The 10645-nt window shown below is 43.6% G+C and carries 6 protein-coding genes; 3 read left to right on the top strand and 3 right to left on the bottom strand.

Annotated elements, in window-relative coordinates; all coding sequences use genetic code 11:
* Positions 1 to 32 precede the first annotated feature (32 nt).
* The 3 genes from NDA06_RS19705 to NDA06_RS19715 all read left to right on the top strand — a co-directional run bounded on the left by NDA06_RS19705 (position 33) and on the right by NDA06_RS19715 (position 7711).
* On the top strand, positions 33 to 998 hold the full coding sequence (locus tag NDA06_RS19705) for a phosphate/phosphite/phosphonate ABC transporter substrate-binding protein (RefSeq protein WP_190985405.1): 966 nt from the start codon (positions 33 to 35) through the stop codon (positions 996 to 998).
* A gap of 11 nt (positions 999 to 1009) precedes the next feature.
* Positions 1010 to 2812, top strand: coding sequence for an ATP-binding protein (locus tag NDA06_RS19710; RefSeq protein WP_190985406.1), 1803 nt, complete (start codon positions 1010 to 1012; stop codon positions 2810 to 2812).
* 441 nt (positions 2813 to 3253) lie between these two features.
* Positions 3254 to 7711, top strand: coding sequence for an EAL domain-containing protein (locus NDA06_RS19715; RefSeq protein WP_190985407.1), 4458 nt, complete (start codon positions 3254 to 3256; stop codon positions 7709 to 7711).
* Between the two features lie 55 nt (positions 7712 to 7766).
* Here the strand turns inward: NDA06_RS19715 and NDA06_RS19720 are convergent, their stop codons facing one another.
* From NDA06_RS19720 to NDA06_RS19730, 3 genes are all read right to left on the bottom strand, one after another.
* Positions 7767 to 8438: a DUF3226 domain-containing protein gene (locus NDA06_RS19720; protein WP_190985408.1), complete on the bottom strand. Its 672-nt coding sequence runs from the start codon at positions 8436 to 8438 to the stop codon at positions 7767 to 7769.
* A complete protein-coding gene (locus NDA06_RS19725) occupies positions 8438 to 9568 on the bottom strand; it encodes an AAA family ATPase (RefSeq protein WP_190985409.1) in 1131 nt (376 codons plus the stop codon). Before NDA06_RS19725 ends, NDA06_RS19720 begins: the two co-directional genes overlap by 1 nt.
* A 37-nt stretch (positions 9569 to 9605) precedes the next feature.
* Positions 9606 to 10645 (bottom strand): cobaltochelatase subunit CobN (locus tag NDA06_RS19730; RefSeq protein ID WP_348251820.1); only part of this gene is annotated, 1040 nt, incomplete at its 5' end.

Below are 10645 nucleotides of genomic sequence, written 5' to 3' on the forward strand. Positions count from 1 at the left end.
AAAGTTAAAAGGTAAACATAGCCTTAAACAGAATGCAAAAACATCTATCTTGGACACGAAATCGCTCTTACAAACGAGCAGCGACTTGCTTCATCCTAGCCTTGTCCGTTACGTACAGTTGTGTAGCCTGTACTCAGCCAAGTGAAAATACCACAACGCCAATAAGCCCCAGCTCTCAGTCACTGAGCGATAGTTCTAGGAATACAGGAGACGAACTAAAAACCCTAAATATGGCGGTGATTCCGTGGCAGGTTTCAGCAGAACAGGAAAAGCAACTTCAGCCACTAGCGGACTATCTAAGCAAGACATTAGGAAAACCTGTTAAATTTCAGATTACAAAAGACTACGACACATCGATAGATTTACTGGTGACAGGAAAAGTAGAAATGGCTTTTCTAGGTCCCCTGTCGTATGTGAAGGCACATCTTCGAGATCCCCAACTTAAGCCAATTGTTGCGCCAATTGAAAGAACAACTGGACGACCTTGGTATACAAGCGCGATCGTTGTTAATAATGCTAGCGGTATCAAAACTATTAAAGATTTAAAAGGTAAGAGATTTGCCTTCGTCAGTAAATCCTCAGCTTCGGGTTACTTAGTGCCTTTAGCTCACTTTCAAGACATTGGTATTAACCCCGAACGCGACTTTGCTACAGTCAAGTATGCGGGTAGTCACGACAAGGTGAAAGCGGATTTACTAGCAGGAAAGGTGGATGCGATCGCGGATGATAAACGCTCGTATCTTCAGCAACAGAAAGAGGGAAATATCGACCCTTTAAAATACAAAATTATTTGGGAATCTGACCCAATTCCTCTTTCGCCCATTGTCGTCTCTAGTAAGCTTCCATCCCAACTGGTAATCGACCTCAAGAAAGCATTTGTCAACTCTCCAGAGGGACTGCTAGATCCCAGTGGTTCTGAGTCGGCTGGATATACTCTGGTAGAAGATCGAGACTATACACCGATTAGAAAGCTCCAAGAGCGCCTTAAGTTGAAATAAAGCCGAATGCAATGAAAATATTAACTAAGTTTATTGGATCTTCTATTGCCGTAGTAGGGCTAATTTTATGCCTTACAGTTGGCAGTGAAGACTGGCTCAAGCAAGTAGAAAAATCTACCGAAACTAGCCGAGAAAGAGCCGCTCAAGCTGACCGCATAGTCTTAAATCTAAAAGTTTCTTTAAGAGACCAGATCGCAGCACTGAGGAACTATCTCATCCTCAACCACGACCCCTCAGATATGGCAAAATATCACAAGGCGATGTCTGACTTTATCCTTAGCTTGGATGACTTAGAAAGTCTGATGCCAGAAAATTCAGAACTGAGAGTTGTTCGCCGTCGCCATAGTTTTCTCGTCCGCTTAGCAACAGAGCTTCGCGATACACCTTCTACTCTTAAACAGACTCAGCAGGATTTCAGAACCATCAATTCTTTCAAAGAAGATATTGATTTCTCTTTAAACTCTCTAGTTAGTCATATTCAGCAACAGTATGCTCTAGCAAGGCAAGAATCAAATAAATTTAAAGAGACAACCCATATTATTAGATATGCCACTACAGGTTTAATTCTTATAATTCTCACTGGGCAGATGATATTAATATTAATCCCAGTCATTTTATCTATAAAAAAACTCCAGTTAGGAGCGACAAAAATTGGTGCAGGTAATTTAGATTATCGCCTAAATATTCAAACAGGAGATGAAATTGAAAAATTGTCTTGCGAGTTCAACCAAATGGCAAAAAAACTTGCAGAATCTTACTATTTTTTAGAGCAAAAGATAATTGAACGGACTGCCGAACTGATTGAGTTAAACCAAAACTTAGAAATTGAAATTTCCGAACGCAAGCAGGCAGAAACAGAACTTCAGCAAGTTTTGCAAAACTTGCAACAAACCCAAGCTCAGCTCATTCAAACCGAAAAGATGTCTAGCCTTGGTCAAATGGTTGCTGGGGTAGCTCATGAAATTAATAACCCCGTTAATTTTATCCACGGCAACCTTGTGTATGTGGGTGAATATACACAAGATTTGTTGAGACTGGTGCAGCTTTACCAAAAACACTATCCTAACCCAATTACCGAGATCGAAGAGCAAGCAGAAACTGTCGAACTTGACTTTATTATTGCAGATTTAGACAAAATCCTATCTTCGATGAAAATTGGCACTGAACGTATCCGTCAAATTGTTCTTTCTTTGCGGAATTTCTCTCGCCTTGACGAGGCAGACATGAAGCCAGTTGATATTCACGAGGGATTAGATAGCACTCTTTTAATCTTGCAAAATCGATTAAAAGCTAAGCCGGAGCATCCCGCTATTGAGGTGGTTAAAGAATACGGAAATTTGCCTTTAGTTGAGTGTTATGCGGGTCAGATGAATCAGGTATTTATGAATATTATTAGCAATGCTATTGATGCCCTAGAAGCCTTTGATGGCTTATCGTTCATTGCTCGTAACAATGAACAATCGACAAGTAATCTTGAACCATCCCCAACGATTCGGATTAGCACTCAAGTTTTGCACCCCGACCGTGTTGCTGTGCGAATTGCTGATAATGGACTAGGCATGACGGAAGAGGTAAGAAAACGGCTATTCGATCCGTTTTTTACGACCAAGCCAGTTGGGCAAGGAACGGGGCTGGGGCTATCAATTAGCTATCAAATTGTAGTAGAGAAGCATTCAGGAATGCTTCGCTGCATTTCCGAAGCGGGACAGGGAGCAGAGTTTTGGATTGAAATCCCGATGCGTCAAAGCCAGAGAGGCTCTACTGCAACTGTTCCAGAGAGGTCAAATCGGTCAAAACCTATGGCAATTTTTTAAGCGTTGTCCTCTTATTGTTAAAGGGATGCATTAGCAAAGCTTAAGGAGGCGATCGCCCTTTGCTTTTGGCCTTCCTCTAGGCGACGCCGCAGCGATTGGATATTAAGTTTCTCTATCTCCTTCTTGACGTTGATTTTGTAGAGACTCCATATCCCGCGTCTCTACAAACGATGAATGCTACCTCTAGGTTTCTGGCTTTTCATAAAAGTTTTATGTCTAAAATTTAACTTTAGTATCTTTTTTATTAATCTTTTATAAAAAAATCATATATTTTTGGAAGTCTTTTTAAGGTTTTCCAGTTCTATGCCAGAGAGATGACTTCTCTAAACTGGCATTACCTTGCCTATTCCAGAATTAACGAATAGGTAATTGTTACTAAGCATTTATTATTGAAACACTATTTCAAGTAGCAAGACGGTTTAGCATCAGGAACCCATTTAGATGAAAATCAGCCACAAATTGATGACAGGTTACTTAGCCGTTGCTCTACTTGTTGAAGTGGTTGGATATGTCGGAATTAAAGAAACGAATAATCTTGAAAAAAAGTACAACGAAGTTATTAATAGAACAATTCCTTTTCGCTATGAGTTAGAGCGGTTGCAATATGTTTCGGATACAGTAGTTTTGTATACTAAACAATTAGAATTCCAAAAAGTAGAAAAAAATCCATCTGCAAAAGATATTGTATCAACGCAAAAATATCAAAATGTGGAGACTAGCCAGGAAAATTATCGCAAGGCTCTGAATGATTATAAAGAATTAGCGAACTATTTTTTCACATCTGAGCAAGGATTGTCAGAAGAAATCCAAACTTCAAGTGAGAGATTTTTAAAATTATCCAACGAGGTAATTGGCTTAAAAAAGCAGGAAAAGGTAACTCCAGAGTTACTGGAAAAAGAAAACGAACTGGAAAAAACCAGCCAACAATTTATAGGAACTATTAACCAAAAAATTCAGACTCAATCGCAAGAGTTGGAAACGGAAAGAAAGAAAATTCATGAAACTCTGCTCTTGACCGACAGAATGATATTTGGCGTCGGTTTATCTACCGTCTTAATCGCTATATTTCTTGGTCTTTCTATCTCGCGGTCTATATTGAGTCGGCTAAACAAACTCAAAGCGGCTGCGGTAGAGATAGGCCAGGGCAAGCTAGAGACAAAAATAGACGTTTCCACCAAAGATGAGCTGAGCGCCTTAGCTGATGCTTTCAATAAAATGGCTGAGGATTTGCGGCAGAAAACAGCGGATGTAATCAATGTTTGTGAAAGCATGGTGGAATCTCTGATCGTGGTAACGCCCGATACCATGATTCAGTCAGTTAATAAAGCAACCTGCGAACTTTTGGGATATCACAAAGAGGAGTTAATTGGGCAACCAATAAGAGTTATTTTCGCCGATGAAAAATTTCCTTTCACAGCGTCGGAGTTGGATAATTTAACTCAAAAAAGGGTTGTCCGAGATGCGGAAAAAATTTACCTGTCCAAAGACGGGAGAAGAATCTCGGTGCTGTTTTCCTGTGCAGCGATCGCAAGCGTACCGGATAGAATTCAGGGAATCGTTTGTGTAGCCCAAGATATCACGGAACGGCAGCGAGCGGAGTTGGCGATCAAACAAGCGAAAGAAGAACTAGAAATAAGAGTTGAGGAGCGCACAACTGAGTTAAAGCGTGCAATTGGGCAATTTCAGGGCGAGATTGTCGAGCGTCAGCGGGTAGAGGAAGCACTGCGCGAAAGCGAGGAGCGGTTTCGGACACTGATACAGGAGCTTCACGTCGGCGTTTTACTGCAAGGAGCCAACGCAGAAATCCTGCTGAGCAATCAAGCAGCTATCGACCTTCTCGGTATCACTGACAGCCAACTGCTGGGGAAAACTTCCTTCGATCTGGATTGGAATGTCATTCATGAAGATGGTACACCGTTCCCCGGAGAAACCCATCCGGTGTCGCAAGCGATCGCAACTCGTCAAGCTGTGCGGAATGTCGTGATGGGCGTTTATCGTCCCAGCGTGGGCGATCGCATCTGGCTATTAGTCAATGCCGAACCTCAGTTGGCAGCGGATGGTCGCCTTGAACAAGTAATCTGCACCTTCAGCGATATCACCAAGCGTAAGCAAGCAGAGGAAAGACTCGCGCAGCGCGAACGCTACTTATCAGCATTGGTCGAAGTTGAGCGCCGGTTGCTGACTTTTGATGGCAGCACGAATTGCTACACGGAAATATTGGTACAACTCGGACAAGCAGCAGGCGCAAGTCGCGTTTATGTATTCGAGAACCATCGTTCGCAAATAGGCAACTTGCTGATGAGTCAGCGTGCGGAGTGGTGTGCCGAGGGCGTTCGCCCAGAAATCGACAATCCGGCGCTGCAAAACCTTTCTTATGACGACTTCTTCCCCCGCTGGGCATATTTGCTAGAAAAAGGTGACATTGTTGCCGGAATTGTCGCTGAATTACCCGAATCAGAGCGTTTTATCTTAGAACCTCAGGGAATTCTTTCCATCCTAATTTTGCCCATCATGGTTAAGGGCGAATTCTTCGGGTTTATCGGCTTTGACAACTGCATAGAAGCGCGTGCTTGGGAACCTTTGGAAATCAACCTGCTGCGTGCAGCGGCAGCCGCCATCTCTCTTACTCAAGAACGCAAGCAAGCAGAGGAAGCAGTAACACGCCTTGCCGGGATTTTGGAAGCAACAAGTGATTTCGTAGGCAGTGCGGACAATCGAGGACGCGCATTTTACATTAACCAGGCAGGTCGTCGCTTGGTCGGAATTCCTCTCGAAGAGGATATCTCAAACCTCAGCGTTGCCAGTTGCCACCCGAAATGGGCGGGTCAAATCATCTTGGAAGAGGGAATTCCTAGTGCGATTCGCGATGGCGTCTGGTGTGGCGAAACTGCACTTTTGACCCGCGACAAACGGGAGATTCCAGTTTTGCAGCTGATTATTGCCCACAAGAAGCCGGATGGAAGCGTTGACTTTCTTTCTACCATCTCCCGCGATATTAGCGATCGCAAGCAAGCAGAAAACGCTCTCAAGCAGCTCAACGCAGACTTAGAAAAACGAGTCCTTGAGCGTACCGCAGAATTAAACAATGCGATCGCGCAATTGGAGGGCGAGATCGCCGAGCGCAAGTGGGCAGAAGAGGAACTGGAAAAATCCCTGTCCCTGCTCAAGGCGACGCTCGAATCAACAGCTGATGGGATTCTCGTAGTTGACAAAACCGGAAAAATAGCCAGTTTCAATCAAAAATTTGTCCAAATGTGGCGCATCCCCGACTCTATTGTCGCGGCAGGGAATAGCAACCAAGCCTTAGCATTTGTCCTAGAGCAGCTAAAAAACCCGGAAACCTTTATCACCAAAATTCAGGAACTCTATAGCGAACCAGACGCAGAAAGCTACGACCTCCTTGAATTTAAAGATAGAAGAATCTTCGAGCGCTATTCCCAGCCTCAACGGATTGGGGGAAAAGTCGTCGGTAGAGTGTGGAGCTTCCGCGATGTCACCGAGCGCCAACAGGCAGAAGAAACCATCCGCTATCAAGCGTTGCACGACCTGCTGACTGGCTTGCCGAACCGGATGCTATTCAATGAGCGGCTGTCTGTGTCCTTGGCGTATGCACGTCAAAGCCAAAGTACGCTTGCCGTAATGTTTTTGGATTTGGATCGTTTTAAGACGATTAACGATACATTGGGGCACGCTTTTGGCGATCGCTTGTTGCAAAGCGTCACTGAACGAATGATCGGCTGTCTGGGGGAGGATGACACCGTTGCTCGTTGGGGAGGGGATGAATTTACCCTACTTATCCCCCAAATTCGTTGTAAAGAGGACGCTGCTAAGATTGCCCAGAAAATCTTGGAAGCTTTAAAGCCAGAATTTTATTTAGAAGGGCACTCCCTGCATATCAGTAGCAGTATTGGGATTGCACTTTATCCCAGTGATGGCACAGATGCTGAAACGCTTTTGAGAAACGCCGATGCTGCCTTGTATCGTGCCAAAGAACAAGGTCGGAATAACTATCAATTTTATAATCCAGCAATGAATTCTCAGAATTCTGAGTTATTGGTACTCGAAAACGATTTGCACCATGCTCTAGAACGGGGAGAATTTGTCGTTTACTACCAACCTCAAGTCAATACAACGACTGGAGAAATCACCCACGTTGAAGCCCTGTTGCGCTGGCAGCATCCAAAATTTGGGCTAGTTTCTCCAGGAATATTTATTCCCCTAGCGGAAGAAACCGGACTCATCGTACCAATTGGGGAATGGGTGTTAAAGACTGCCTGCACTCAAAATAAAGCTTGGCACGATGCAGGATTTGCAGACTTACAAGTGGCGGTTAACCTTTCGGCCCGACAGTTTCAGGAACCCGATTTAGTCAAAATGGTGACGCGAATTCTGGAAGAAACTGGACTCGAAGCGCCATTTTTGGAGTTGGAAATTACTGAAACAATCACGATGCAAAATGTAGAATTTACCCGAAAAACTTTGAGTGAATTGCATCGGCTAGGAGTCTACATTTCTCTAGATGATTTTGGAACGGGATATTCTTCTCTGACTTATTTAAAAAAGTTTCCCTTCCATACCTTAAAAATTGACAAATCCTTTGTTCGAGACTTGACAAGCGACCCCAATGATGCAGCCATCATTACAGCGATCGCAGCCTTAGGAAAGGTACTCAATCTGAGGCTGGTTGCAGAAGGCGTAGAAACAGAAGCGCAAAAAGATTTCTTGCAAAATCTCCAATGCGAACAGATGCAAGGGTACTTTTTCTGGCGACCCCAAGCATCTGAGGAGATTACTAAAATCCTCGAAAAATCTTTCTCAAAGATAGCCAAGCATTCAAGTTGTGTATCCGTCGCTAACTGTTCCTGTAGCTTTAGACTTTCAGCGGAAGCGATTCGATGAGGGCTTGGGATGGATTTGGAACCGATCGCACAAAACTTAAATATTTTCATTTTGCTCATGACGGAGTAGGCAACTCAAACAGTAGTTTTAACCAAGCAACAAAGATGAGTGCGATCGCACAATCGTAACGTAGCACTTGTGCTGTGATTGCCTGCCCCATAGGCATTCCTGGTGTTTGTTGCCAAGCTAGCCAACTGTGGATCAAGGCTTTGGGACGGTGAACTAATGTATAGCAATTGAGGCAATCCTGTTCAATTTCTTGCAAAATTGCTTCTGCTTTCGGACGCAAGGCATCATTTTGTGGGATTAGATGGGCAACGAAATCTTCTAAAATTCCCGGAATTTGATTATCTGGCATCAGCCAAACCCCTACTCGTGGTAAGTCTGGCGGAGCATAAATCCAGCCTTCAGCAGGTGGAGATTTGGGAATGTCTTTGTAGCCACTTGCACTCAGGCGATCGCGTACCGCTTGCCATCGTGCCAGTAAGTCTTGATCGGCATCCACTACAATTCCTAATGTACGCAAGTTTTCTTGTTTCAGTTTTAAAGGCAAGCTCATCAAAAGTGCTTCTATTCCTGGATCTTCATCTTCTTGAGGCACTTCTACAGAAAAGGTTTCTGGAAGTTTATGTTGTTCGCACAAAGCCCAAATAACGTGTCGGTCATTCTTTCCTTCAACCAATAATTGCTGCGGTTTTGGTTTAGGTGGTTTTCGTGATAAAGGCATCAACGCACCTCAATACTTTGGCGCACAGCAATAGATAATTCATCAGGAGTGTATTCAACAGCACGTATATTTTCATCCTTCCGGCTTAAGCGAAATAACTTTCCTATTGAGCTATCTTTTGTTTGAGCCAAAGATTCTTGAAATGCAGTTATACAGTCCCAACTATGGGTAGTAGCAAATACTTGAATGTTCAACCGTTGTGATATTTCTAATATTAAACGCCACATATCAGTTTGCATCTGATAGTGAAGACCTGTATCAATCTCATCTACAATTAAAAACCCGTTTTCAACTGTCACTGCTGCCATAGCTAGAGTTAGAATCCGGCGCATCCCATCACCCATACTACCTAAAGGAATTGGGTTAGGCTGTCCGCGCAGCTTGACTAGGATGCCACTGTTAAAAGTCTGTCGGCTAGTGAAATTAATGCGCTCTATAGCTGGCTCCAGAATTTGCAATGCTTCTATTATGCTGTTTTCTTTGGGGGTGAGTGTTATTTTGTCCCATAAAGCAGCTAATTGCTCAAAGCTCATCATACCAGTTGTCAAAAACAGGCTTTTAATACTAGTCTTTAAAAAGACACTGGATGGCGCTTGTTTTAGTAATTGAAAGGAGCGTGATTCAATCGAGCCATCCTCATCGATAGATATATCCTGTCTTGTAGCTCGCTCGTCTGAAATGTAAATAAATACAAGGTTAAAAGCATCTGTATCAATATCATCTTGTTCACTTATGCCTTCATCCTCAGAATGTAAATCCTTCTGAACTGAAGGAAATAGGCCGATGCTAAGTGAAAGGGAAAGGGGGCTTTCTTGCCGCGATTTAAAATGAATGTCTTGTTCAGGCTGAAACTGATGGCTATGAAAGATATGTCTAATTTGATATCGATTCAAGCGATGTATTACTTCGCCAGATTCACGTATAAAAAGCTGTTCAGCAAACTCACCTCGCTTATCTAGTAAATCCAGAAGAAGCGAGGGGCTATTCTGATTAACTAACAGACAAACTGCTTCCAGTAGACTGGTTTTACCGCTGTTGTTCATGCCGACCAGAAGATTGACACGCGCCAAACCGTCGATATAGAAATCCTTGAAGCAGCGATAGTTTTGGATAGTGAGATCGCGTAACATAGATTCTTCTGCTGTGCAGCGGTTGTTATCTTCTATATTAAGGGGCAGTGGTAGATTCGATGACGGCTTCGGCTTGGTGAACTAAGCTTCTCAACTTATCCACCATTTCTTGATTGACGTTTTGCCACAAACCGCGCTGATTAGCTTCTAGCAAACGTTCTGCCATATCTCGTAATGCCCAAGGATTCTTTTGCTGAATGAAATCTTGCACAGATTGGTCGAATAAGTATGCTTCTGCAACTCCTTGATACATGAAATCTTCCACACAATTTGCTGTGGCATCGTAGGCAAAGAGATAATCCACGGTTGCTGCCATTTCAAATGCACCTTTGTAACCGTGGCGCATGACTCCAGCAATCCATTTTGGATTGACGACACGAGAACGATATACTCGCGCAATTTCTTCTCGCAGTTGCCGCACTTTTGGGTTTTCAGGAAGGGAATTATCCCCAAAATAAGTTTGGGGATTTTTGCCACTCATCGCCCGAACTGCTGCTGTTAAACCGCCTTGAAATTGATAGTAATCATCTGAATCTAATAAATCGTGTTCCCGGTTATCTTGATTGTGCAATACGATTTGCATCTGGCGTAGACGCTGCTCAAAGGCTTCTGGAGCGGCGATTCCCCCTAAACCTCTTTTGTTCAGGGGAGGAGAAAAAACATCTCCCGCAACTCCTTTTGACAAGGAGGGAGAGGATTCTGCGGTGCTAGTGTAGGCATAACTACTCCAGTTGATGTAGGCACGGGCTAAATCTTCGTCATCTGTCCAGTTTTGGGCTTCAATTAAGCCTTGCAATCCCGCACCGTAGGCACCGGGTTTAGAACCAAAAATGCGATAACGCGATCGCATTTGGGCTTGTTCTTGACTCAACCCAGAATTTTGCCAAAACTCGGTTTCTTGGGATACTTGCGCTGCTAAAGGATTTTGTTCTGCTGGTTCCTTTAACGCCGCCACTGCGGCTACAGCTTGATCGAATAAATCGATTAAATTAGGGAAAGCATCGCGGAAAAAGCCAGAAATTCTCAGCGTCACATCTACGCGGGGACGACCTAAAACTGAGACTGGCAATATCTCAA

It is taken from the genome of Trichocoleus sp. ST-U1 (genome assembly GCF_039961835.1).
Lineage (GTDB): Bacteria > Cyanobacteriota > Cyanobacteriia > Cyanobacteriales > FACHB-T130 > FACHB-T130.